Source organism: Lysobacter sp., from assembly GCF_035655815.1.
GTDB lineage: Bacteria > Pseudomonadota > Gammaproteobacteria > Xanthomonadales > Xanthomonadaceae > Lysobacter_J.
Genome location: NZ_DASRTS010000003.1, coordinates 1 through 25,452, shown reverse-complemented (window position 1 = coordinate 25,452; position 25,452 = coordinate 1). Strand labels below are relative to the sequence as shown.

At 68.4% G+C, this 25,452-nt stretch carries 19 protein-coding genes; 10 read left to right on the top strand and 9 right to left on the bottom strand.

Translation table 11 applies throughout. The features are described 5' to 3' along the window. The first annotated feature begins 103 nt into the window (after positions 1-103). From prpC to VFE83_RS00540, 3 genes are all read left to right on the top strand, one after another. Complete coding sequence (gene prpC / locus VFE83_RS00550; protein ID WP_324902916.1) at positions 104-1,249, top strand: bifunctional 2-methylcitrate synthase/citrate synthase; 1,146 nt, start codon at positions 104-106, stop codon at positions 1,247-1,249. 273 nt (positions 1,250-1,522) lie between these two features. Further along, positions 1,523-2,905 (top strand): right-handed parallel beta-helix repeat-containing protein, encoded by a 1,383-nt coding sequence (locus VFE83_RS00545; RefSeq protein ID WP_324902915.1) that lies wholly within the window; start codon positions 1,523-1,525, stop codon positions 2,903-2,905. Positions 2,906-2,979: 74 nt separating this feature from the next. Then, entirely contained in the window at positions 2,980-3,495 is a 516-nt protein-coding gene (locus VFE83_RS00540) for a hypothetical protein (RefSeq protein WP_324902914.1), read from the top strand. Between the two features lie 57 nt (positions 3,496-3,552). Here VFE83_RS00540 and VFE83_RS00535 read toward each other — a convergent pair whose 3' ends face one another. From VFE83_RS00535 to VFE83_RS00520, 4 genes are all read right to left on the bottom strand, one after another. Further along, positions 3,553-4,164: a glutathione S-transferase N-terminal domain-containing protein gene (locus VFE83_RS00535; RefSeq protein WP_324902913.1), complete on the bottom strand. Its 612-nt coding sequence runs from the start codon at positions 4,162-4,164 to the stop codon at positions 3,553-3,555. A 433-nt stretch (positions 4,165-4,597) separates the two neighbouring features. Then, positions 4,598-5,056: a cell wall hydrolase gene (locus VFE83_RS00530; protein ID WP_324902912.1), complete on the bottom strand. Its 459-nt coding sequence runs from the start codon at positions 5,054-5,056 to the stop codon at positions 4,598-4,600. Positions 5,057-5,519: 463 nt separating this feature from the next. Beyond that, complete coding sequence (locus tag VFE83_RS00525) at positions 5,520-7,583, bottom strand: NADPH-dependent 2,4-dienoyl-CoA reductase (RefSeq protein ID WP_324902911.1); 2,064 nt, start codon at positions 7,581-7,583, stop codon at positions 5,520-5,522. Between the two features lie 725 nt (positions 7,584-8,308). Beyond that, on the bottom strand, positions 8,309-8,668 hold the full coding sequence (locus VFE83_RS00520; RefSeq protein WP_324902910.1) for a hypothetical protein: 360 nt from the start codon (positions 8,666-8,668) through the stop codon (positions 8,309-8,311). 301 nt (positions 8,669-8,969) lie between these two features. Here VFE83_RS00520 and VFE83_RS00515 point away from each other — a divergent pair, with 301 nt between their 5' ends. From VFE83_RS00515 to VFE83_RS00500, 4 genes are read left to right on the top strand one after another with little or no spacing between them, the layout of a single operon-like run. Further along, positions 8,970-10,754 carry a hypothetical protein gene (locus tag VFE83_RS00515; RefSeq protein WP_324902909.1) on the top strand — a complete coding sequence of 595 codons (1,785 nt, stop codon included), beginning with the start codon at positions 8,970-8,972 and terminating at the stop codon, positions 10,752-10,754. Continuing rightward, positions 10,751-11,494 (top strand): hypothetical protein, encoded by a 744-nt coding sequence (locus VFE83_RS00510; RefSeq protein ID WP_324902908.1) that lies wholly within the window; start codon positions 10,751-10,753, stop codon positions 11,492-11,494. Before VFE83_RS00515 ends, VFE83_RS00510 begins: the two co-directional genes overlap by 4 nt. Next, positions 11,487-14,294, top strand: a complete 2,808-nt coding sequence (locus tag VFE83_RS00505; protein WP_324902907.1) for an AAA family ATPase — start codon at positions 11,487-11,489, stop codon at positions 14,292-14,294. The genes VFE83_RS00510 and VFE83_RS00505 overlap by 8 nt, the downstream gene beginning before the upstream one ends. Then, entirely contained in the window at positions 14,291-15,064 is a 774-nt protein-coding gene (locus VFE83_RS00500) for a fructosamine kinase family protein (protein ID WP_324902906.1), read from the top strand. Before VFE83_RS00505 ends, VFE83_RS00500 begins: the two co-directional genes overlap by 4 nt. Before the next feature lie 1,046 nt (positions 15,065-16,110). Here the strand turns inward: VFE83_RS00500 and VFE83_RS00495 are convergent. From VFE83_RS00495 to VFE83_RS00480, 4 genes are read right to left on the bottom strand one after another with little or no spacing between them, the layout of a single operon-like run. Next, positions 16,111-17,130, bottom strand: coding sequence for a zinc-binding alcohol dehydrogenase family protein (locus VFE83_RS00495; protein WP_324902905.1), 1,020 nt, complete (start codon positions 17,128-17,130; stop codon positions 16,111-16,113). A gap of 59 nt (positions 17,131-17,189) precedes the next feature. Continuing rightward, positions 17,190-18,218: an aldo/keto reductase gene (locus VFE83_RS00490; RefSeq protein ID WP_324902904.1), complete on the bottom strand. Its 1,029-nt coding sequence runs from the start codon at positions 18,216-18,218 to the stop codon at positions 17,190-17,192. 58 nt (positions 18,219-18,276) lie between these two features. Then, on the bottom strand, positions 18,277-19,524 hold the full coding sequence (locus VFE83_RS00485) for an SGNH/GDSL hydrolase family protein (RefSeq protein WP_324902903.1): 1,248 nt from the start codon (positions 19,522-19,524) through the stop codon (positions 18,277-18,279). A 42-nt stretch (positions 19,525-19,566) separates the two neighbouring features. Beyond that, positions 19,567-20,805, bottom strand: coding sequence for an MFS transporter (locus VFE83_RS00480; protein ID WP_324902902.1), 1,239 nt, complete (start codon positions 20,803-20,805; stop codon positions 19,567-19,569). A 159-nt stretch (positions 20,806-20,964) separates the two neighbouring features. Between VFE83_RS00480 and VFE83_RS00475 the strand changes: the two genes are divergently transcribed. Next, a complete protein-coding gene (locus VFE83_RS00475) occupies positions 20,965-21,870 on the top strand; it encodes a LysR family transcriptional regulator (protein ID WP_324902901.1) in 906 nt (301 codons plus the stop codon). A 308-nt stretch (positions 21,871-22,178) separates the two neighbouring features. Here the strand turns inward: VFE83_RS00475 and VFE83_RS00470 are convergent, their stop codons facing one another. Beyond that, a complete protein-coding gene (locus tag VFE83_RS00470) occupies positions 22,179-22,970 on the bottom strand; it encodes a class III extradiol ring-cleavage dioxygenase (protein ID WP_324902900.1) in 792 nt (263 codons plus the stop codon). Positions 22,971-23,109: 139 nt separating this feature from the next. On the opposite strand from VFE83_RS00470, the gene VFE83_RS00465 reads away from it, so the two are divergent. Both VFE83_RS00465 and VFE83_RS00460 read left to right on the top strand, forming a co-directional pair. Then, a complete protein-coding gene (locus VFE83_RS00465; protein ID WP_324902899.1) occupies positions 23,110-24,573 on the top strand; it encodes a bifunctional 2-methylcitrate dehydratase/aconitate hydratase in 1,464 nt (487 codons plus the stop codon). Between the two features lie 168 nt (positions 24,574-24,741). After that, the coding region (locus tag VFE83_RS00460) for an outer membrane beta-barrel protein (protein WP_324902917.1) at positions 24,742-25,452 on the top strand (711 nt) is incomplete at its 3' end.

Below are 25,452 nucleotides of genomic sequence, written 5' to 3'. Positions count from 1 at the left end.
CAGCTGTTCGCCTCGTCCAAGGCCGAATGACGCAACGCCGGCCGCGCGTGGCCGGTACCGATTCCCGCTTCCGCGTCGCGGAAGCCGCAACGAGAGATCCCGAATGAGCGAGCAAGTGCTCCCGAAGGCCAAGAAGTCCGTCGCACTCAGCGGCACCGCCGCCGGCAACACCGCGCTGTGCACGGTGGGCCGCAGCGGCAACGACCTGCATTACCGCGGTTACGACATCCACGACCTGGCCACGAAGTCGACGTTCGAGGAAGTCGCGCACCTGCTCGTGCACGGCGCGCTGCCCACCGTGTCGCAGCTGAAGGCCTACAGGGCCAAGCTCAAGCGCCTGCGCGGCCTGCCGGCCATCGTCTCCGAAGCGCTGGAGCTGATTCCCGCCAATGCGCACCCGATGGACGTGCTGCGCACCGGCTGCTCGGTGCTGGGCACGGTGCTACCGGAGCGCGAAGGTCATCCCGCGTCGGAAGCGCGCGACATCGCCGACAAGCTCGTCGCCAGCTTCGGTTCGATGCTGCTGTACTGGTGGCACTTCACCCGCAACGGCCGCCGCATCGACGTGGAGACCGACGACGATTCCGTCGCGGCGCACTTCCTGCATCTGCTGCACGGCGAGGAACCGTCGAAGCTGCATGCCGACTCGCTGGACAAGTCGCTGATCCTGTACGCCGAGCATGAGTTCAACGCGTCCACCTTCACCGCGCGCGTGATTGCCGGTACCGGCAGCGACCTGCATTCGTGCATCACCGGCGCCATCGGCGCCCTGCGCGGCCCCAAGCACGGCGGCGCCAACGAAGTGGCGATGGACATCATCGCGCGCTACGGCTCGGCGGATGAGGCGGAAGCCGACATCCGCGCACGCATGGAGCGCAAGGAAATCATCATCGGCTTCGGCCACCCGGTGTACACCATCGGCGATCCGCGCAATCCGATCATCAAGGAACTCTCGCGCAAGCTGTGTGCCGACGGCGGCAACCAGACGCTGTTCGACGTGTCCGAGCGCATCGAGAACCTGATGATGGACACCAAGAAGATGTTCCCGAACCTCGACTGGTACAGCGCATCGGCCTACCACATGATGGGCATCCCGACGCCCATGTTCACCCCGCTGTTCGTCATCGCGCGCACAACCGGCTGGAGCGCGCATGTGATCGAGCAGCGCGAGGACGGCAAGATCATTCGCCCGAGCGCCAACTACACGGGCCCGGAGGATCGCGAGTACGTGGCGATCGACAAGCGCTGATCGCCGGGTTCCCGCATCACGAAGAGGCCGCGCATTCCGCGGCCTTTTTGTTTGGGCGTACAGGCATGTGGTTGAGTTCGATGAGCACATCCAGCACGTCGCGCCACCTTGACCGTTCGTCGCGCGACTGCCGCAGGCTGAACGACGCGAGCGCCTGAATGAGCCTCCCGCAACGCTTGGCGAAGTCGGGTTCACGACGTGCGGACAGCACCGGCGTAAACAGCGAATCGACGACGCCGGCACACGTCGGCGTGCACGAGGGAGCACACCGTCATGACCCGTATCGCGCATACCATGCCCGCGCCGATCGTCGGCGCGCTGGTGCTGCTTGCTGGCACCTTCATTCCTGCCGGGGCGAACGCCGCGACGCGCGTCGTCTCCAACTGCAACGACAGCGGCGCAGGCACCCTGCGCGCCGTGGTCGCGACGGCCGCCAGCGGCGACGTCATCGACCTGCGTTCGCTGGGCTGCAGCAGGATCCTGCTCACCAGCGGTTCCATCGCCGTGCCGCAGGCCAGCCTGACGATCCTGGGCCGCAGCCGCTACAGGCTCGCCATCGACGGCAACGCTTTGGACCGTGTGTTCCTGCACACCGGCACGGGCACGCTGCGCATCGACCACGTGTCGGTCACCAATGGGCTACGCCGGGTGCTCGACCTGGAGGGTGGCATACCCGAGTACGGAGGGTGCATCTACTCGCAAGGGAACGTCCGATTGCATCAGGCATGGGTGCACGCGTGCCGAGCCCTGCAGGAGGGCTTTCTCGAGTCGCCCCCCACCTTTGGCGGCGGCATCAGCGCCGAGGGCGACGTGCACCTGACCTGGAGCGCCGTGTTCGACAACGAGGCGATGGAAAACAGTGAGGGTGGCGGCATCTACGCGAAGGGGCGAGTGACGCTGCATCACAGCCAGGTCTACCAGAACAGGGGCTACATCGGCGGCGGCATCATGGCCGAAAACGGGGCGAGCGTTACCTATTCGCGCATTTACCGCAACCGTGGTGGCGCGATCGGCGGCGGGCTGTTCGTGCGTGCCAACGATGTACTGGTCAACAAGTCGACGATCTCCAACAACCTCACCGCGGACTGGCGCTTCGACTACGGTAACGACGGCGCGTTCCGCTTCGGTGACACGGCTGCCAGGCACACGATCATCGACAGCACGATCTCGAACAACCGTGCGCACACCCATAGCGCCGGATACTCGCAGGGCACCCTCGACGTGTACAACAGCACCATCGCCTACAACGCCGAGATCACGAATCCTATAGGCGACGAGGACCCAATCAGGCCGTGCGAAGTCCGTGGCGCCCTGGGCGCCGACGTGCTCCATCTGGAAAGCACCATCGTCGCACGCAACAGTTGCGTCGCCGGGCCGTTCGGTTACGACATCAGCGCATATACGGACTCCGTGATCGGCGCCAACAACGTGATCGAGTACCCACTGGTGCCGGTGCCCGCCGACACGTTGGCGGTCGACCCCAGGCTCGCACCGCTCGCCGACAACGGGGGCTATTCGTACACGCACATGCCCTTGGCCGACAGCCCGGTGCTGGGGCAGGGCAGCAACCTGCTCGATCGTGCCTACGACCAGCGGGGCCCTGGATTCCCTCGCGTGAAGGGCGGGGCGGTGGACATCGGCAGCGTCGAACGTTGAAGCGCGGCCGCGCATTGCGCGGCCAACCGTGGCATAGTCGGGCGGCTTTCGCAGCCGATGGTCCGGGGGGAACCATGCGCGATGACGAAGTGCCGAACAAGACCGATGCCGGGCGCGACGAGATCCAGAGCCGCGCGCTGAAGCTGCCCAACGTGCTCCGTTCGATCCTGCTGATGGTGGATGGCCAGCGCAGTGTCGGCCAGTTGCGCGGCGTGATCGGCGGCCTCAAGGGGCCGGAGGATGCGCTGGACCAGCTCGAAGCGATGGGGCTGATCGCCGTGCCGAAGAGCCTGGCCGCCGCCGCCGCGGCGACCATTCCGGACGCAGCGCGTGCCACCACGCCACCGACGGCCGCTGCGCCAGTGGCCAATGCGACCGGCTATTCCGCCCTGTACACGCTGATGTCGGAGACGGTGCGCGACCACCTGGGCCTGCGCGGCTACTTCCTGCAGCTGAAGGTCGAGCGCTGCACCGAGGTGGCCGAGCTGGTGGCGCTGCTGCCGGACTTCAGTGCGGCACTGGGCAAGGCACGCGACGCCGGCTTCGCCGCGGAGATGGACAGCCGCTTCCGCGCACTCGCCGGCGCCTGACCGGCGGGGAACCCGGCGCGACGCGAGGGCGTGCAGCCCTCGCGCCACTCGTGCCGGTCAGGCCAGCCCTTCCACCTTCAGCGCGGCCTGCACGCCCGGGTCCGCTTCCATGCGTGCCTTGAAGGCCGCCAGGTTCTCCAGGCCGCTGAGGTCGATCTTCAGCCCCTGCGCCCAGCGCAGCGTGATGTAGAGGTAGGGGTCGGCGAAGCTGCGGAAACCGGCGATCCAGTGCTTGCCGGCCAGTTGCCTGTCGGCCACCTCGAACAGGGCCCGCACGCGCTGCTTCGCGCTGTGCTTGACCGCATCGAACTGCCCGGCGTCCGCGATGTAGTTGGCCGGAGCGAACAGCGGCTTGAACGCCGGATGCAGGTCCGAGTTGACGAACGCCAGCCAGCGGGCCGCCTCGGCGCGCTGGCGCGGGCTGCCGTCGCCGGCCAGGCCGGCTTCGGGATAGGTGTCGGCGATGTAGCCCATGATCGCCGCGTTCTGGGTCAGCACGAAGTCGCCGTCGACGATCGCCGGCACCGCGCCGGAGGGGTTGATGGCCAGGTAGCCCGGCGCCTTCATCGAGTCCTTGTCGAGGATCTCGAGCTGGAACGGCTGGCCGGTCCACTGCAGGGCGATGTGGTCGGCGGTCGAGCACGCACCGGGCTTGGTGTAGAGCTTCATGCGGGAATCCCTTTCAAGAGAAGGCAATCCCGAGACTATGGCCGACCCGCCGCCGCGCGCTCAACGATGCGGCTGCAACGGTCCGTGTCCCGATGGGCGGTTGCGTAAGGGAGCGGGGATGAGTGGCACCCAGCCCAGGAGTAGCCACTTCCAGCAGGCTCGCAGGAGCCAGCTTGCTGGCGACCGGGCGTTCAGGCCGTGCGCAAGGCGTGGAGTCGCGAGCAAGCTCGCTCCTACGCCGGAGACGCACCGAAGGCGGCGGGCCCAAGCCTGAGGTGCATCGCCGCTCGCCGCGGTGCTCGCAGGAGCCAGCTAGCTGGCGACCAGGCGTTAGGCGGCACGCAAGGCCAATGCGGCCAGATCGCGATGAAAGCTTCTTCTCCCCTGCGGGAGAGGACTGGCCGCCGCAGGCGGCCAGGAGGGGCCGGGCCTTTTACGACCGCCGCGGCTTCAGCGATTGCACCTTATAGAAGGTGTGATCGCCGATCGTGGCGACTTGGTACGCCGTGCGCCAGGACGGACTGGCGATGGCGTGGGCGGCGAAGTGACTCGCACCCGGGACGATTTCCTTGCGCTCGCCGGGCGGCAGGGCCCAGTTCTGCTCGGCGTCCAGGGCGATGGTCACCGCCTCGGCCCAGGCCTCGGTGTTGCCCAGGCGCGTGCCGGGCGAGACCAGGGTCGGGGCGAACTGCTTGCGGGCCGTGACGACGTCACAGACCGTGTCGCCCCACAGGCCGCTGTCGCGGCGGCGCAGGGCCACCTCGGCGACCGCCTTCTGGCCCCGGACGGACTGGTCGCGGGCTTCCAGGTACACGGTGGTGCTGAGGCAAAGCGAATCGGCGGTTTGTGGCGGCAGCACGGAGGCCAGCCACAGGATCCAAGCCAGTTTCATGTAATCGGACTCCTTGCTCCGTTGCGCCGTCCGTTTCGTGGCCGCCTCCCTGGGAGATCACGGCAACCACGGTCCGAACCGGCATGGCGTACTGGGGAGGGCAGCGGCTCTGCGGCACGCTTTTGCCCATTCACCAAATCCGCGCGAAAGCTGTGGGTGCGCGGGCGGTGAGGGGTGCCACCAAGGGGGTGGCCGAAAAAGTTGGCGCACGGTAGCGGCGCGAAGATAAACGCCTGGTGAATGGTGGGGCTTGACCGGCGCGTCGCTATCCGGCTGGAAAGTCGGGATCGCAGGCGCAAGCCATTGTCGACAAAGGGAAATTTTTCGGGCCGACTGCAGCCGGAAATCCAAACGCCTGTTCAGGAAGCGCCGCGGTGCCGCACCGCACCACCCATCCACAGGCGTATCGGGCGGGCTCGCATCACCCCTGCAGGCCCCGTCCCGCAAGGCCTGCGCAGTTTGGCTAGAGCGACGCCGCGAGGCGGCTGCCCTGGGCGATGGCCCGCTTCGCGTCGAGCTCCGCGGCGACGTCCGCACCGCCGATCACGTGCACCCGGAGGCCTGCGGAGTGCAGTTCTTCGGCCAGCGGCTTGAAGGGTTCCTGGCCGGCGCAGATCACCACGTGGTCGACGGCCAGCGTCTGCTCGCTGCCGTCCACGCGCACGTGCAGGCCCTCGTCGTCCACGCCCAGGTATTCGACGCCGCCGAGCATGCGCACCCGCCTGGCCTTCAGCGTGGCGCGGTGGATCCAGCCCGTGGTCTTGCCCAGGCGGGCACCCGGGCGGCCCGGACTGCGCTGCAGCAGCCAGACCTCGCGTGCGGGTGCCTCCGGCTGCGGAGCCACCAGCCCGCCGCGGTTGCCGTCGTAGCCCAGGTCCACGCCCCACTCGGCGCGCCAGCGCGCGGGATCCAGGCTGGCGCTGGGACCGTGCTCGACCAGGAACTCCGCCACGTCGAAGCCGATGCCGCCGGCCCCGATGATCGCCACCTTGCGACCTGGCACCACCCGGCCGGTCAGCACGTCGAGATAGCCCACCACCTTGGGATGGTCGGAGCCTGGGAAGTCCACCTCGCGCGGGCGGATGCCACTGGCCAGCACCACGTCATCGAAGCCGGCCAGCGCGGCCGCGTCGGCGCGGGTGCGCAGGCGCACCTCCACGCCGGTCTGCTGCAACCGGCGCCCGAAGTAGCGCAGCGTCTCGTGGAATTCCTCCTTGCCCGGGATGCGCTTGGCCAGGTTGAACTGGCCGCCGATCTCGTCCGCGGCCTCGAACAGCGTCACGCGGTGGCCGCGCTCGGCGGCAACCGTCGCCGCGGCCAGGCCGGCCGGACCGGCGCCGACCACCGCCACGCGCTTGGGTGACGCCACGGGTGTGTAGTTGAGCTCCGTCTCCGCGCAGGCGCGGGGATTGACCAGGCAACTGGCGGTCTTGTTCTCGAACACGTGGTCCAGGCACGCCTGGTTGCAGGCGATGCACGTATTGATGTCCGACGCGCGCTGCGCCCGCGCCTTGGCGACCCATTGCGGGTCGGCCAGCAGCGGCCGCGCCATCGACACCATGTCCGCGTCGCCGCGCGCCAGCACCTGTTCGGCGACCTCCGGCATGTTGATGCGGTTGGTGGTCACCAGCGGCACGCCGACGTGCGGCTTCAGCCGGCCGGTGATGCCGGTGAAGGCCGCGCGCGGGACCGAGGTGGCGATGGTCGGGATGCGGGCCTCGTGCCAGCCGATGCCGGTGTTGATGAGCGTGGCACCGGCCGCTTCGATGGCCCTGGCCTGCTGCACTACCTCGTCCCAGGCCAGGCCGTCGTCCACCAGGTCCAGCATCGACAGCCGGTAGATGATGATGAAGTCCGGACCGCACGCCTCGCGGATGCGGCGCACGATCTCCACGGCGAAGCGCATGCGCTTGCCCGCATCGCCGCCCCAGGCATCGGCGCGTTTGTTGGTGCGCGGCGCGGTGAACTGGTTGAGCAGATACCCCTCCGAGCCCATCACCTCGACGCCGTCGTAGCCGCCCTCGCGCGCCATCACGGCGGTGCGCACGAACGCCTGGATCTGCCGCTCGACGCCGCCGGCGGACAGGGCGCGCGGGGTGAAGGGATTGATCGGCGCCTTGAGCCGGCTCGGCGCCACCTGCAGCGGGCTGTAGCCGTAGCGACCCGCGTGCAGGATCTGCAGGCAGATGCGGCCCCCGTGCGCGTGCACCGCGCCGGTGACCTGCCGGTGCCGGCGCACCTCCCATGGAAAGCGCAGCGTGCCGCCAAACGGCTTGAGCCAGCCGGCCAGGTTGGGCGAGAAGCCACCGGTGACGATGAGCCCCACGCCGCCGGCCGCGCGCTCGGCGAAATACGCCGCCAGCTTCGGGAAGTCCGCGGCCTTGTCCTCCAGGCCCGTGTGCATCGAGCCCATCAGCACGCGGTTGGGTAGGGTGCAGAAGCCCAGGTCCAGGGGCTCGAAGAGCTTCGGGTAGAGCGGGTGCGGCGCGGAGGCGGGTTCGAAGCTGAGCGGGCTGGCGGCCGTCATCGTTGTATACGCTGGCGTACGGAAGCGCGCACGATGCCGCGAAAGGCGGTCACCTGCAAGCTGCGGCGGATGGGTGGGGCGAGGCGCCGGCTGTGGTTCCGCAGGCGAGGGAAGGCCAGCGGGTTTCCAGGTGTCGAGCGTGAGGCTCCGTGGGTCGTGCACCAGGCTTTTTGCCTGGACGATGAGGCTCGTAGCCTGGCGCGTCAGGTGTTTTGCGTGGCGGTGGTGAGGGCTGGCGCCTCTAGCCCAGTCTTTTTGCGTGGGAGACGAGTTGCCGGGCCTCGCGCGTCAGGCTTTTTGCCTGGACGATGAAGCTGCGGACGTGGCGCGCGAGGCATCCGTGCCTCGAAGGCGAGGCTCCGGCGCTCATGCATGACGCTTTTTGCCTCGACGATCAGGCTTCGAGGCTGATGCGCGAGCCTCGGAGCCTCGTCGACGAGGCTCCAAGCCTGATGCACGAGGCTTTTTGCCTCGGCGATGAAGCTCACAGGCTGATGCGTGAGGCTCCATGCCTCGTCAATGAGGCTCCGAACCTCATGCACGAGGCGATTTGCCTCAACGTTGAGGTTCCGAGCCTCGTCGATGAAGCGCGGAGCCTCACGCACCCGTGTTTTCGCCTGTGCGACAGGCTCCGAGCCCCGTCGGCCTTCGTTGGATGGCGGCGCGCCCTCACCCATCCGCTTCTAGCCTCGCCGCACAGTGCCGGTGCCCGGCAAGGACATGCCTCAACCCTTCGCCTCGCCCGGCATCGGCAGACATTCCATGACCTCCACCGCCTCGCCGGGGAAGAGGGTGAAGTGCGGGTGGCCTTCGAACATCTTCGCCGCCGCTTCGTGGGATTCGGCCTTCACCACCGTCCAGGCGGCCAGTTCGTTGCGGACGTCGGCAATGCCCTGTGCGCTGACGCGCTTGGTCGTGCCCAGCGGGCTGCCGCCGTCGACGATCGCGGCCTGGTGCTTCTGCACCCAGGCACCCCAGGCCTGCATGCCCTGCTGCTCGCGGCGGGCGCGCTCGTCCTCCGGCAGCTTCTTCCAGGCGTCCATCGAGGATGCGGTGCCCAGGAAAACGGCAAGGTAGTGCTTCATGCGGCGACTCCTATACAGGTGATGGAAGAGCCCGACGCGTTACCGCGCCGCTCCATGTAAGGACGAACGGCGGGGCGCGGATTCGACAGGTGCCGCGTTCTGCCCGGGGGCCGCGGACGGCCCGGCGAGTGGTTACGGCTGCCGTGGACTCTTGCGCAGCGACGGGCCGCCCGCCGGTCCCACGTCGCGGCGAAGCCTGCGCCGACCCGTGTGTCCGCACGCCCAAAAACCCGCGGCGCGCAAGAGTTGTGCGGGGCCGGCGGCTCGCGGAACATGGCCCACCCGTAGTTTCCGGTCCGCCATGGACGACGCTTCCGCACCCCTGCAGGACTACCTCCGCGACGGCATCGTCGCGGCCGACCTGCCCGATCTGCATCCGCTGCTTTCCGCCCGCGACCTGCTGCGCGCCTTCTCCACCCTGTTCCACGGGGGCGAGGAGAGCGTCATGGTGCGCCTGCTGGTGCTGCGCGCGATCGGCGAGCGCGGCCAGGCACCGGACTGGAGCCCGCAGGAGCTGCGCGACCACTTCGCCTACCTGGACGCGGTGAAGTTCGACACCGTGCTCGGGCGCCTGCGCGAGAACGGCCTGCTGCTGTGGGACGGGCAGAGCCAGCGCTACCGGATCAGCCCGGTCGGACGGCAGGCGCTGTCGTCCATCGGCCTGCTGCTGCAGTTCAACCGCGAAGGCGACGAGCTGGCCTACGTGACCGCGCAGCTGGCCGCCGGCCAGTCCGCCGGACGCGTCGGCGTGGCCGACCTGCAGCACCTGCTGTCGCGCCTGAACGAACTGCGCGAGGACTTCGACCAGGCCGTGCTCAGCGGTTCGGAGCACCGCATCCTGCGCGCCGCCGCCACGCTGCAGTCGGTGTGGCAGTGGGTGGAAAAGGGCACCGCGATCGTCAAGGAGATCGCCGGCGACGTCGACCTGGACGCCGCCACGTACCGCGTCGCCCAGCAGATCGGCCGCGCGCAGAGCGCGATGCTGCGGCAGGCGTCGGTGTTCCAGCGCGCCCTCAACCAGCTGGACCGCCATCGCGTGCACCTGGGCGCCAGCGGCCTGTCCTCGTCGGACGTCAACCGCTTCCTGCGCAACCAGGACACCGAAGCGCTTGTCGCGCTGAGCGTGGACGCACTGGCGCGTACCGTCGCGCCGGCCTTCGCCATGGCGCCCATCGCGCTGGACGTGGCCGAGTACGAACTGGTCGAACGCGAGCGCGAGGCGCAGGAAGACCAGTCGCTGCCGCCCGCGCAACAGGCACCGAGCGACACGCAGGCGCCGGTGTCCGAACAGGATTACCAGCACGCCGAACAGTGGCTGTCGCAACTGGCCGCGCTGGACGCCGACGCCCCGCTGTCGGACTGGGTGCCGCAGGACGGCTTCGCGGTGAGCGCGTACCGGCTGTCGCTGCTCGGCCTGCTCGGCGACCCCGGCGCGGAAAACCGCAGCGGCGTGTCTGCGTCCATCGCGCAACTACCGCTGCGCTGGCGCGTGCAGACGGAATTCGTGCCGGTGGAACGCCACGGCGTGGCGTACATGAGCCGCGGGTTGCTGGTGGCGGGTGGTGGCGACGGTGGCGTGGATTCGAACGATGCCGAGAGTGGCGCAGCAGGTGCGGGCGAAGAAGCAGGCGCTGGACCGGCGCATGACGATGTAGCGCCGTCCACGCCATCCACGCCGTCTACGCCGTCCGCGCCTTCACCGTCATCCCCGCGAAAGCGGGGATCCAGTGACTTAAGCGCATCGCGTTTCCGCGTCTCGTCGAAGAAGAAGCCAAAGGCGCTGGATCCCCGCCTGCGCGGGGATGACGAGCAAGAGCAACTGCGACAACAAGAACGACAGCAGCAAGAAAGGCACGAGAGCGCGCAGGGCGGACAGCTCGACGCGTCGTGCGAAGAACCTTCACCGTCATTCCCGCGAAGGCGGGAATCCATGGACGTTGATGCGTCGAGGCCGTCGAGTGCAATCCGCAGGAGGGTCAAGGCAACGTCCATGGATCCCCGCCTGCGCGGGGATGACGAGCAACAGCGGATGCCACACAAGCAACAGCGGAAGAAGAAATCCGCCGAATCGACGGAAACCGAATGACCGACACCATCGCCACCCTCATCACACGCCTCCTGGCCGAGCGCTGGCTGCCGCGTGAGGACCACGCCGTGCGCCAGGTGCTGGTGGACGCCGAACGGCGCGACGACCTCGACCGTCGCCTCGCCGCGGCGGGCCTGCGCCTGCTCGAGCATCCCTACGCCGCGCACGTCGCCGTCGGCGTGGCGCGCGCGCAGGAGAGCGAGGTGTTCGGCAGTGCGCGCGCGTGGGCCGCGAGCAACCTGCAACTGGACCGCGACGCGCTGGCGTTGCTGGTGGTGCTGTGGTCGCTGCTGGTGCTGCCCAAGCGCCAACGCCAGCTCGCGCGGCAGGAGAGCGAGCGCCAGCAGGACCAGGAGCAGATGTTCGCCGAACTCAAGCCGGTACCGGTGGGTCAGGACATGGTGGAGCCGATCAACGAGCGCACGCTGCTGGCCGACTTCGGCGACAAGCTCGGCGGCAAGACCCGCATCAATCTCAACCTGGGCCAGTTGCAGCGGCATGGCTTCATCGTCCGCCGCAAGGAACGCATCAGCGAAGGTCCGCTGCTGGACCTGGCCTTCGATTACGAACGCATCGCCAACCGCGTGATGGACGGCGCGCTGTCGTTCGTCGTCGCGCAGGCGCGGGCGACGCAGGCCGCGCTGGGCGATGAGCCTAATGACGCGATGGCCGATGTCGACAACGAAATCGACGACGCGGATACGATGGACGAACTGACCGGGGAGCAGGCCGATGTTTGAGTTCCGCAGCCTCGAAGTCGTGCACTGGGACTACTGGCAGCGCTTCCAGTTGCCGCTGGATGCCTCCGTCATCACCGTGGTCGGGCCCAACGGCTCGGGCAAGACCACGCTGCTCGATGCGCTGCGCACGCTGCTGGCCATCGAGGACCGCGACACCGCGCGCGACTACAAGACCTACCTGCGCCACAACGGCAAGGGTTATGCGTGGCTGCGCGCGGTGGTCAGCAACCGCCCGGATCGCCGCGGCGGCCGCCCGTTCTTCCCGATCAAGGACGAGCAGGTCACGCTGGCCTGCCGCATCCGCAAGCGCGGCGGCGACTGGTCGCGCGATTACCAGGTCGTCGCCGGCGACGTGCCGGTGGAAACGCTGGAGCAGGGCGGCGAATGGCTGGGCGTGCGCGACTACCGCGTGCGCCTGGCCGGCGCCGGACTGACCCGCGCCATCTGCCGCGTGCTGACGCTGGAACAGGGCGCCACCGACAAGCTCTGCCAGCTGTCGCCGCGCGAGCTGCTGCAGCTGGTCTTCGACGTGTTCGAGGACAAGGCCGTGCTGGACGACTACCAGCGCGCACGCTCCGAGCAGTTCGACGTGGAGAAGGAAATCGGCCAGCTGCGCCTGGACCTGGATGCGCTGCACGTGCGCCTGGAAGGGGCGAAGATGGACGTGCGCTCGTTCGAGGAAGGCATGGGCCTGCGCAACCAGCGCCAGCGCCTGCAGGCCGAGATCCTGCCGAAGGTGGAACTGGCCGAGCAGCGCGCCGCCATCGACGGTGCGCGCCCGCGTCTCACCGGCCTGCGTCGTGCGCAGCGCGAGCGCGAACGCACGCTGGCCGCACTGCAGCGCGACGATGCCGACGCCGGCACGCTGCGCGAGGCGCTGCGGCAGGAACTGGACGCCGCACGCGCACGGGCGCGCGAATGCGAAGCCGCCTTCACCGAGGCGCGCGACACCGCGCGTGACGCCGAGCGCCTGGTGGAGCGCCGCGAAGGCCTCGTGCGCCTGCAGGCGGAGCGCGGCGTGACCGACGTCGACGCACTGAGCCGCGCGGTGGAAGACGGACGCCGCCGCCAGGCCGAACTCAAGCTGGAAACCGAGCACGACCGCCGTCGCAGCGAGGAAATCACCGCGCAGCTGGCCGCGCTCAGCGGTGGCGGCCGCATCGTCGAGCCGTTCGAACGCGATTTCCGCGCGGCGCTGGAACGCGAGGGCATCGGCCACCGCGTGCTGACCGAACTGGTCGAGATCGCCGACCCGAAGTGGGCGGTGGCGGTGGAAGCGGTGCTCGCGCCGTATCGCCACCTGATCGTGCTGGAAAACCCGAAGGACGCGCGCGCTGCATGGCAGCTGGGCGAGCGCATGCAGTACCGCCACTTCGTCGTCGCCGATCGCGCACCGGTGGAGAAGGCGAGCAAGGGCTCGCTGCTGGAAGTGGTGAAGTTCTCCGCCGAGCCGCCGGCATGGCTGCCGCGCCAGCTCGACCGCATGCAGCGCGTGGCCGACATCGACGAAGGCGGCCGCCTGCCGAAGGGACAGGACTGGATCACCGCCAAGGGTTATCTGCGCGAGCATCGCGGCGGTCGCCACATCGGCGGCACGCAGCAGCATTTCGGCACCGGCGCGCGGCAATCGCGCCTGGCGGAACTGCGCGCCGAACAGACGCAGCTGGCCGAGCGCGCACGCGCACGCGAGGCGGAGCTGCAGGCGCTGCGCCAGCGCGTGGACGCCGACCAGTCGCGTCTGCTCGGGCTGGACGCGGCGCAGGAACTGGTGACGCGTGCGGCCGAGTTCGCCGACGCGCAATCGCGCCTGCCGCAGCTGGCCGAAGCCGCCGCACAGGCGGCGGCAGGGCTGACCCAAGCACGCAGCGAGGTCGAGCGCATCGGCGAGCGCGACAAGGCCGAGGGCATCGAGGCCGCACGCCGCCAGGGCACCATCGAATCGCTGACCCGCGAGCTGCGCGAACAACGCCAGCAGATCGCCGCGGAACGTCAGTCGCTGGCGCAGCGCATCGTCGAATACCGCCGCAAGCGCGCGCAGATGCCGCCCGCCTGGCGCAGCGCCGACGTGCTGCAGGCCGTGCGCCGCGAATACCCGAGCGTGTCGGTGGTGCGCCACGAACTCAATGGCATCGACGACAAGCTCGACCGCGGCGGCTTCGTCGAGGACGAGGCCTGCGTGCCGCTGCGCGACAAGATCGGCGCCGACCATGCCGAACTCGAAAGCGCGCTGCGTCGCCGCGAATCGCACCTGGAGCGCGCTCGGCGCATCACCGAGGAAGCGCGCGGCGCCTACATCAACGTGCTGCGCGCCACCGTGCGCCGCTACAAGAAGAACCTCGCCGCGCTGGGCGAACTGGCCGGCATCGGCGTGGATGCCGACATGCCGGAACTGGCCAACGAGGACGTCGCACTCGCCCAGGCTGGCCTGACCGTGCGCTTCGACTTCGACCGCAAGGGCTGGATCGGCCTGGACGACGGCGAGGCCTCCGGCGGCCAGCAGGTGATGAAGTCGCTGCTGCTGCTGGTGGCTCTGCTGCGCGACGAGGACCAGCCGGGCGGCTTCGTGTTCATCGACGAGCCGTTCGCGCACCTGGACGTGTTCAACATCGAAAAGGTGGGCCGCTTCCTGCGCTCCACCGACGCGCAGTACATCCTGACCACGCCGATCACCCACAACCTCAACGTGTTCGAACCGTCGGATCTGGTGCTCGCCACGAGCAAGCGCCGCGGTGGCAGCGCATGGGCCGAGCCGGTGGCGGTGCTCAAGCGCGACCGGCGCGAGGACGCGCAGGCCGCATGAGCGGACAGCAACTGCAGCGCACGACCTTCCGCGGCCTGGCGGCAGTGGTGAAGCGCTGGCCCGGGGCGCCGGCGGATTACTACGCCGCCGAAGCCGCGGGACTGGCGACGCTTGCAGGGGCGGGCGCACTGCGCGTGCCGCGCGTGCTGTTGCTCGCGCCGGAACAACTGGTGCTGGAAGACCTGGGCGAAGCCGCGCCGAAGGAGCGGTTCTGGAGCGCGGCGGGACGCGGACTGGCCGAACAGCACGCGGTGCGCAACGACCGCTTCGGTTTCAAGCGCGACGGCTACTGCGGCCCGACGCCGCAGCGCAACGCCCTGATGGACGACGGCTGGCGGTTCTTCGCCGAATGCCGGCTATTGCCGCAGGCCAGGCGCGCACGCGACGGCGGGCGTTTGGAGCCTGCCGAAGTCGAGGCGATCGAGCGTGTGTGCGCGCGTCTGCCGCAACTCATTCCGCAGCAGCGCCCCTCGCTGCTGCATGGCGACCTGTGGCTGGGCAACCTGCATTGCTGCGGCGACGGCATGCCGGCGCTGATCGACGCGGGCGCGGTGCACTTCGGCTGGGCGGAGGCGGAACTGGCGATGCTGACGCTGTTCGGCGCGCCGCCGGCTGCGTTCTGGGACGCGTATGCGCAGGTGGCCGCTCCCGCGCCCGACTGGCGCGAGCGTGCGCCGCTGTACAACCTCTACCACCTGCTCAATCACCTGAACCTGTTCGGGGTGGGGTATCTGGACAAGGTTCGCGAGGTGATGGGGCGGTTTGGTTGATGGCGCGCCGGTGTTGGGGTTGCTCCTGACGCGTCATTCCCGTGGAAGCCGGCATCCATCTTGCCGATGCTTTCGATCGTCATCCCCGCGAAGGCGGGGATCCATGGACTTTTCACGCTTTCCCGGACGCCGCTCAGCAGCGGCGCCCAGCTCTTGCCCGTCATTGCGACGAGAGTCAGATGCCATTTGCTCTTGCCCTTGGCTCGTCATCCCCGCGAAGGCGGGGATCCAGGGACTTTTCACGCTTTCCTCTTTCGCATGTCCGTGACAACAAAGCCAAAGCTTCCGTCCGTCTAAAGCCGGCCGGGTCACTTTTCTTTGCTGACCCAAAGTCCGACTGGATTCCCTTCGGTCAAACGTAACCAAAAGAAACGGTCTTCCCCGACAGAGCAATCCCGCGACCGGAAAGGGAGTAGGTGCCCTTCGCGAGTCGGCATCATGCCTCCTCGCTCAGCAGCGCACGTCCTGTGCGCTGCCCTCCGGGGCTTGGGATGTGGTTGGCTGTTTCAACAGCAAACAGCAATCCAACAGCAATGGCGACGTCAATGAATCCTGCCTTGGCCTTGGCTCGTCATTCCCGCGAAGGCGGGAATCCAGGGACGTTTCACGCTTTCGCTGTGCGCTTGAACGACGACAGCCACTGTCCGTCCGTTTAAAGCCAGCCGGGTTCCTATGAGTCTAGGGGTGCACTGGGCGGTCCAACCGCAGTGCAAGTGCAAGACGAATTGCAACGGCTTCAACAACAGCGGCCCAAGGCAACACCCCCGGCTCTTCTCTGCGTGTCATCCCGGCCATAGGCGGGATCCAAAGTCGCTGTTGCTTTGCTGGTCATCTCCGCAAAGGCGAGGGTTCTAGAGCCTTTCACGCTTGCTGGTCACATTTGAAAAGCGGAACGGCCAAAGCTCTGGCTTTCGTTGTTCAATCGCACCGGGAAAGCGTGAAGAGTCCATGGATCCCCGCCTTCGCGGGGATGACGAGCAAGACAACAACACCAACACCAACAACGCACCACCAACAACGCACCACCAACAACACCAACACCAACCTCACCAGCCCGCCAGCACCAGCTTTCCGATCGTCGTGCCGGATTCCAGTCGGCGGTGCGCTTCGCGCAGGTTGGTGGCGTTGATCGTACCCAGCGTTTCGCGGTGCGTGCCGCGCAGTTCGCCGGCGTCGATCAACTGGGCGATGCGCTGCAGGATGCGGCCCTGTTCGTCCATGTCGGAGGTGCGGAAGCGCGGGCGGCCGAACATCATTTCCCAGTGGATGCCGATGCACTTGAACTTGTACGGGTCGCCCAGCGGTACGGGGTCCTTCGGTTCGACGATGAGGCCGACGTGGCCCTGCGGCGCGAGCAGTTCGCCCAGTTCCTTCCAGTAGCGGTTGGTGTCGTACAGGTTCAGCGCGGCGTCGACCGTTTCGAAGCCCAGCGCCGACAACTGCGGGCCGAGTGGCTGGCGGTGGTCGATGACGTGGTGTGCGCCGAGTTCCCTGCACCACGCGATCGTGTCTTCGCGCGAGGCGGTGGCGATGACGGTGAAGCCGGCGCGTCGCGCCAGCTGGATCGCGATGGAGCCCACGCCGCCGGCGCCGGCGATGGTCAGCAGCGACTTGCCCTGGCCGCCGTTCTCGCTGTCGTAGGGCATGCGCTGGAACAGCAGCTCCCACGCGGTGATCGCGGTAAGCGGCAATGCGGCGGCCTGTGCCTGGTCGAGCGAGTTGGGCGCGTGGCCCACCAGTCGCGAATCGACCAGCTGCAGTTGCGCGTTGCTGCCGGGGCGGGTGATGTCGCCGGAGTAGTACACGCGGTCGCCGGGCTTGAAGGCGGTGACCGCATCGCCGATGGATTCGACGATGCCGGCCGCGTCGTAGCCCAGCACTTTCGGCTGCGCTTCCACCTGCGGCTTGGGCGAGCGGACCTTGGTGTCCACGGGATTCACCGACACGGCGTCCACGCGCACGAGCAGGTCGTGGCCGGTCGGCGCGGAGGGATCGGGCAGTTCGACGTCTACCAGCGATTGCGGATCGTCGATGGGCAGATAGCGGGTGAGGGCGACGGCTTTCATGGGGGCTCCGATGCTGAGAGGCCCTCCCCCTGCAGGCAGGGGAAGGCGTTGAAGTGCGATCACACCGGGAACGGATTGCGCTCGGCGAAGCCGCTCTGGTGCCAGTACGGATACGTCTTCGTCGTCGCGCTGGCTTCATCGAGCACGGCAACCTGTTCGGGCGTGAGGTTCCAGCCAACGGCGCCGAGGTTCTGCTTCAGCTGCTCCTCGTTGCGCGCGCCGATCACCACGCTGGAGACGGTCGGACGCTGCAGCAGCCAGTTCAGCGCGACCTGCGGCACGCTCTTGCCGGTTTCGGCCGCGACCTGGTCGAGTGCATCGACCACGCGGTACAGGTATTCGTCGTCGACGGGCGGGCCGTATTCAGCGCTGCCGTGCAGACGGCTCACTTCCGGACGCGGCTGGCCGCGGCGGATCTTGCCGGTCAGGCGGCCCCAGCCGAGCGGGCTCCACACCACCGCACCGACGCCCTGGTCGATGCCCAGCGGCATCAACTCCCACTCGTAGTCGCGACCGATCAGTGAGTAGTACGCCTGATGCGCGACGTAGCGCGTCCAGCCGTGGCGGTCGGCCGCCGCCAGCGACTTCATCAGGTGCCAGCCGGAGAAGTTGGACACGCCGAGGTAGCGGATCTTGCCGGCACGCACCAGGTCGTCGAGCGTGGACAGCGTTTCTTCCACCGGCGTCTTCGCGTCGAAGCCGTGCAGCTGGAACAGGTCGATGTAGTCCGTGCCCAGGCGCTTGAGCTGCGCGTCCACGGTCCGCAGCAGGTGGAAGCGCGAGGAGCCGACCGCGTTGGGGTCGTTGTCGTCGAAGCGGAACGTCGCCTTGGTCGAGATGAGCACCTTGTCGCGGCGGTTCCTGATGGCCGCGCCGAGGATGCTCTCGGCCACGCCACCGGAGTACACGTCGGCGCTGTCGAACATGTTGAGGCCGGCGTCCAGGCAGACGTCGATCAGGCGCGAGGCCTCGGCGACGTCGGTGTTGCCCCAGGAGCCGAACAGCTGGCCCTTGCCGCCGAACGTGCCGGTGCCGAAGCTCAACGCCGGAACGCGGAAGCCGGAGTTGCCGAGAAAGCGGTAGTCCATCGATGAAGTCCTCTTGTGCCTGATGTCGCTCCACACCGGAGCGGTGGGGGAATGCGGGTCAGTCGCCCAGCAGCGCCTGCAGGTCGATGGCCTGGGCCATCGCGCGGTAGCCGGCGTCGCCGGGATGCAGGTGGTCGCCGGAATCGTACGCCGGCAGGAAGCGCGCGGGCCGTGCGGGATCGCGCGTGATCGCGTCGAAGTCGACCACCGCATCGAAGGCGCCGCTGTCGCGTATCCACGCGTTGACCGCCTGGCGCACGCGTTCCTTGTCGGCGTCGTGGTAGCCGCGCATCGGCGTGTCCTGCAGCGCGCCTTCGAAGGGCGTCAGCGTGGCACCGACGATGCGCACGCCGCGTGCATGGGCGCGTTCGATCAGCTGGCGATAGCCGGCGATCAGCTCCTCTGCGGTGACGGCATTGCCGTTCGGCGCCAGCGGCGTGCCGCGCCAGCCGATGTCGTTGATGCCCAGCAGCACGATCACCGATGCAACGCCCGGCTGCGCCAGCACGTCGCGGTCGAAACGCGCCAGTGCGTTCGCGCCCATCCTGTCCTGCAGCAGACGCGCGCCGGAGATGCCGGCGTTGACCACCGCGACGCCGCGTCCGGCCAGGCGCTGCGCGAGCGCGTCCGGCCAGCGCGTGTTGGCGTCCATGGTCGCCATGTTGCCGTCGGTGATGGAATCGCCGATGGCTACGACGGTGCGCGTGTCGCGCGGCGCTTCCACCTGGATCGCGGTGAGGAACGCGCGCGTGGTCAACGTGGTGTCCGCCTCGAAGCGCGTGGCTGCGGTCTGGTCGCCGGCGCCGACGTAGGTCGTCTGGCGTGCATCCCAGTGGAACGTTGCCGGCGGCGTGGGTTGCGGCAGGTACAGGCTGACCGTGAGTTCGCGCAGCGGTGCGACCTCCAGGTCCACTGGGTCGCTCAGCATCGGCGCACCCGGCGGAATCGTCACCGAGGTGCGGCCGCCGAAGGTGAGCGCGCGATCGCTGCCGGCCACGGTGTCGGACTTCGCGCCGGCGAGTGCGACGTGCGCCGCGCCGATCACCAGCGGCTGCGTGCCGTACTCGTTGGACAGCAGCACGCGCACGCGGCTTCCGCCGAGGCTGACGCGCGCGTTCTGCCGGAGGGTCTGGTTCCAGAAGTGGTAGGGCAGGTTGGTGGGCAGTGCGAAGTCGCCATCCCAGCGCGCCTGCGGACTCGCGGTCCACGTCGGGATCCAGGTGCTGGATGGCGTGGCCGCGTGGGCGACGGTGCCCAGCAGCAGGGATGCGAGGACGACGAACCAGCGGGAAGTCTTGGTCGACACGGTGAGGCTCCGGATGCGGGGATTGCTTGCTCGTGGGTCGGTTCAGGCCTGGTCGGGCACGCAGCCCGCGGGCAGCGCCGGGCGATGCGCGGTGCGTTCGACGCGCACGCTCCACAGCGCGACGCCCAGGCCGGACAGCGTGACCAGCGCGGCCACCCACGGAACCGCCGACAGGCCCGGTCCCTGTTCGATCACCACGCCACCCAGCCAGGCACCCGCCGCATTGCCCAGGTTGAAGGCAGCGATGTTGAAGCTGGAGGCGAGGTTCTGCCCGGCGCCTTCGGCGTGGCGCAGCACGCGCAGTTGCAGCGGCGAGACGGTGGCGAATGCGGCGATGCCGAGCACGCCGACGAAGGCGACCATCGCGATCTGGCTGCGCAGCGCGAAGGTCATCGCGCCCAGCACCACCGCCAGCGCGAGCAGCGTGCCGAGCAGGGCGGGCGTGGCCATGCGGTCGGCCAGCCGGCCGCCGAGCAGGTTGCCCACCACCATGCCGCCGCCGAACACCAGCAGGATCGGCGACACCGCGGCTTCGCTGAAGCCGGTGACCTGGGTGAGCAGCGGCTGCACGAAGGTGATCACCACGAACACGCCGGCAAAGCCCAGCATGGTCATCAGCAGGCCCAGCAGCACCTGCGGACGCACGATGGTGGCGAGCTCGTCGCGCAGCGCCACCGGCGCGCTGTCGTCGCGGCTGCGCGGCACCAGCGCGGCGATGATCGCCAGCGAGACCAGGCCGACCGCCGCCATCGCCCAGAAGGTCGAGCGCCAACCCAGGTGCAGGCCCAGCCAGGCGCCCGCGGGCATGCCGAGCAGCGTCGCCAGCGTCAGGCCGGAGAACATGATGGAAATGGCTGAGGCCTTGCGGTCGGCCGGCACCAGCGAGGTCGCCACCACGGCGCCCACGCCGAAGAAGGTGCCGTGCGTGAGCGAAGTGACCACGCGGGCGATCATCAGCGTCGTGTAGTCCGGTGCCAGTGCGCAGGCCAGGTTGCCCACCGTGTAGATGACCATCAGGGCCATCAGCACGGCCTTGCGCGGCATGCGGCGGGAGAGCAGCGTCAGCACCGGCGCGCCGGCGAACACGCCCAGCGCGTAGCCCGACACGAGCATGCCGGCGGCGGCAATGGACACCTGCAGGTCCGCGGCGACCTGCAGCAGCAGGCCCATGATCACGAACTCGGCGCAGCCGATGCCGAAGGAGCCGGCGGTCAGGGCGTACAGCGCCAGCGGCATGCGGCCGCCGGAAGGAGGGGAAGCGAGGGAGGGTGAGGCAGCCATGGCGGCGTCCGGTCAGGAAAGACGCGCAGCCTAGGTCGATGCATATTCAGCAGAAACCGGCAATGTGGCGAATCACATTCAACGAATGGTTGATAATCCGGCCGCCTGAGCCCCGACCAGGCGTTCCAACCTCCCATCCCGACTCGCCAGACCCGACCCATGGACCGCCTCGACGACCTGACCCTGTTCCTCCGCGTCCTGGACCTGGGCTCCATCAGCGCGGCCGCGCGCAGCCTGGACCTGTCGGTCGCCGTGGCCAGCCAGCGCCTGAAGCGGCTGGAGCGCGAACTCGGCGTGCGGCTGCTGCACCGGACCACCCGCCGCCTGCACGCCACGCCGGAAGGCGCCGCGCTGGCCGAGCAGGGCCGCCCGCTGGTGGAGGACCTGGAGGCGCTGACCGGCGGCCTGCGCCAGAGCGGCGCCGATATCGCCGGCACGCTGAGGGTCACCGCGTCGGCGTCGTTCGGCCGGCAGTACCTGTCGCCGCTGCTGCCGGAGTTCCTGGCGCTGCATCCGCGCGTGAGGCTGAGCATCAACCTCACCGATCAGATGCTCGACCTGGTCAGCTCGGGGTTCGATCTGGCAATCCGCATCGGCGCGCTCGACGATTCCTCGCTGGTCGCGCGCAAACTCGCCGCCAACCACCGCGTGCTGTGCGCGTCACCCGACTACCTGCGTCGCCACGGCACGCCCCGCACGCCACAGGAACTGGTCGACCACGAATGCGTGCTGCTGGTCGGCAGCCAGGGACGCCAGGACGTGTGGCGCTTCGGCGACGGCAGCGGCGGCGAGATCGCCGTGCGCGTGCGTGGCCGGGTGGAAACGAACTACGGCGAACTCGTTCGCGACAGCGCCGTCGCGGGCGTCGGCATCGCCGTGCATTCCAGCTGGCACGTGATCGACGACCTGCGTGCGGGCAGGCTGGTGCAGGTGCTGCCGGACTATCCGTTGGCCGAGAGCGGCATCTATGCCGTCATGCCGCAACGCCGGCTGGTGCCGCCGCGTGTGCGCGCATTCGTGGACTTCCTGGCAGAAAGATTCGCCAATCCGCCTTGGGGCGAGTGAGGCGCGCTTGCGAGCCACTGGCTCGCGCGCCTCGCGAGCGCCCGCGCCCGCAAGCGCGGGCCGGGGAAAGTGAGGCGTGCTTGCGAGCCACTGGCTCGCGAGCCCCGCGAGCGCCCGCGCCGCAAGCGCGGGCCGCGGAAAGTAGGCGCCCTCGCGAGCACTGTGAGCAATTGGCTGTATGCCGCGAGAGTCGATCAAGCCCATCACCGCGCCCTGGGCGTAGCGAAGCGAAGTCGTAGCGTGAGCGGCCATGCGCCTCACCGGCGGCCACACAGCGCACCAGCCTCTACAGCGCTGACAACTCAGCCCTAATCGAACGCAAACGCATCCAGCGCGAGGGTGCCGAACTCGTGCGAGCGATGCAGCGTGCGCACGCCAGGCGATTCGCCGGCCGCGCCAAGTGCCACGAACAACGGCATCAGATGCTCCACCGTTGGATGCGCGCGGTGCGCATGCGGCGCGCGTTGCTGCCAGTCGAGCAGCGCCGGCCAGTCGTGCGCGGCCAGCTTCACGTGCATCCAGTCGCTGAAGTCCTGCGCCCAGCTTTCGAACGGACCGTCGCGGTGTTGCCAGTCGAGTTCGCCGAGGTTGTGCACGAACCCGCCGGATCCAATCACCAGCACCCCTTCGTCGCGCAAGGCGGCCAGCGACTGGCCGACGGCGTAATGCTGCGCCGCCGTGCCGTGCGGCATCACCGACAGCGGCACCACGGGAATGTCGGCGTCCGGATACATCCGGCGCAGCGGTACCCACACGCCGTGGTCCAGGCCGTGGTTCTCGCGCACGCGTGCCGGCAGGCCGGCATCGACCAGCCGCTGCACCACCGTCGCCGCCAGGTCGGGTGAGCCGGGCGCGGGGTAGCGAAGCTGGTACAGCGGTTCGGGAAAGCCGCCGAAGTCGTGCACGGTGTGCGGCTGCAGGTGGCCGCCAGCCATCGGCCGGTCGGTCATGAAATGGGCCGAGATCACGACGATGGCCTTCGGCCACGGCAGCTGCCCGCCCAGCCTGTCGAGGAAGCGGCCGGCGGGCGAATCCTCCACGGCCAGCATCGGCGAGCCGTGGGACAGGAACAGCGAAGGCAGGCGGATGGGAGCGTCCATGCGGCAAGGGTGAGCCCGCGGGCGGTCAATTCCAAGCGCGACGTGCGCGGCGGTGTGTTGCGGTGGCAGCGCCCATTTTCACGGCCGCCGTCCGCGCGCTCTGGCACAACAATGGCCCCGCAAGAGGAAGGACTGCGTCATGAGCCACACCGCCACGCGCTCGGCTGCCCGGCCCGAACCCGATGCGCCGATGGTCGAGATCGCTGAGTACGTCGCCGGGTACCGCATCGATTCGCAGGAAGCCTTCGACACTGCGCGCTTCATGCTGCTGGACTCGCTGGCCTGTGCGGCGCTGGCGATGGATCACCCGCAATGCCTGAATCACCTCGGGCCGCTGGTGCCCGGTGCGGACCTGCCAGGCGGCGCACGCGTGCCGTTCACCTCGCACGAACTGGATCCCGCGCAGGCGGCCTACAACATCGGCGTGCAGATCCGCTGGCTCGACTTCAACGACACGTGGCTCGCGGCCGAATGGGGGCATCCGTCGGACAACCTCGGCGCGATCCTCGCGGTGGCCGATTACCTGGGGCGCAGGGCGGAGGCCGCGGGCGGACAGGGCATGACCGTGCGCGACGTGCTGGGTCATGCGATCAAGGCGCATGAAATCCAGGGCTGTTACGCGCTGCGCAACGCCTTCAATCGCGTGGGACTCGACCACGTGATCCTGGTACGCCTGGCCTCGACCGCAGTTGCCACGACGATGCTCGGAGGCGATCGCGACGCCATCGTTACCGCCGTCTCGCACAGCTGGATCGACAACGGCGCATTGCGCACCTATCGCCACGCGCCCAACACCGGACCGCGCAAGAGCTGGGCCGCGGGCGATGCCTGCCGTCGTGCGGTGATCCACGCGCTCAATGCAGTAAAGGGCGTGGTCGGTTATCCGAGTGCGCTGAGCGCGCCGGTGTGGGGTTTCCAGGATGTGGCGTTCGAAGGGCGAGCGTTCGAGTTCGAGCGGCCGTTCGGCAGTTACGTGATGGAAAACGTGCTGTTCAAGATCAGCTACCCGGCCGAATTCCACGCGCAGACCGCGGTGGAGTGCGCGATGCGTCTGCACCCGGAAGTGTCCGCGCGGATCCGGATGCAGGGCGTGGACGTCATCGACCGCATCGTCATCGAAACGCAGGAAGCCGGTCGCCGCATCATCGACAAGACCGGGCCGCTGGCCAATTACGCGGACCGCGACCACTGCATCCAGTACATGGTGGCCGTGCCGCTGCTGTTCGGGCGGCTGACGGCCGACGACTACACGGACGACGTGGCGGCCGATCCGCGCATCGACCAGCTCCGCGCGCGGACCCTGGTGGTGGAAAATCCCGATTTCACCCGCGATTACTTCGATCCCGACAAACGGTATATCGGCAACGCGGTGCAGGTTTTCTTCGCCGACGGCACGGCTACGGAAAAGGTGTCGATCGATTATCCGGTCGGTCACCGGCGCAGACGTGCCGAAGGCATCCCGCTGCTGATGTCAAAGTTCGAACAGGCGATAACGCCGAAACTGCCTGCGGTAGAGGCGGAAACACTGCTTTCGCTGTGCAGGCAGCCCGAGCGGTTCGACCATATTCCGGTCACGCAACTGATGGCCATGTTGCGCGCATGAACTCCGCGCAACACGACGGACGCTCGTCGGGAACTTCATGTTTGTTATTTCGCCGTTAACACGGCTTTCACATTGGCAAACTTAACCTGCGCCTCGATGGCGTCGCAGGGCGGCCGTCCCTCGGACATCGCAGACGCTGTTTCCGGTTTTCTGATCAAGGAGCTAGATATGAACAAGAAACTCCTCTGCGCGGCGCTGCTGGGTGGACTCAGCCTGGCCCAGATCGCCCATGCCCAGGTCGCCGACGATCGCTGGTATCTGACCGGTGCAGCCGGCTTCAACATCCAGGACAACGACCGTGGTACGCGCAACGCGCCATTCGGCAGCCTGGGTGTCGGCAAGTTTCTCAACGACAACTGGTCCCTGGACGGTGAACTGAACTATCAGAACCCGAACATGGACGACAACCAGGATCTCAACTGGAGTCAATACGGCATCTCGTTCGACGCGCGCCGCTTCTTCAATGCAGAAGGCCGCGAGTGGGCGCCGTACATCCTGATGGGCCTGGGCTATCAGCGCTCCGAGCAGGAGTTCGACAACTTCCCGGATCCCAACTCGCCGGGTGAGCGCAAAGAGGGCAACCTCGCCGCCAAGGTCGGCGTGGGTATCCAGAGCGCACTGGCCGGCAAGCGCGCCGCCGTCCGCACCGAGCTGGCCTATCGCGCCGACTTCGACGACAGCGATTTCGCGGGCGGCGGTGAGGGCGCGCTCAACAGCGATGACTGGTATGGCGATGTCCTCGCCTCCGTCGGCGTCGTGATTCCGCTGGGTGCCCCGGCCGTTGCCGCTCCGCCGCCGCCGCCGGCCGCGCCGAGCTGCGCGGACCTGGACGACGACGGTGATGGCGTCAACAACTGCGACGACAAGTGCCCGGATTCG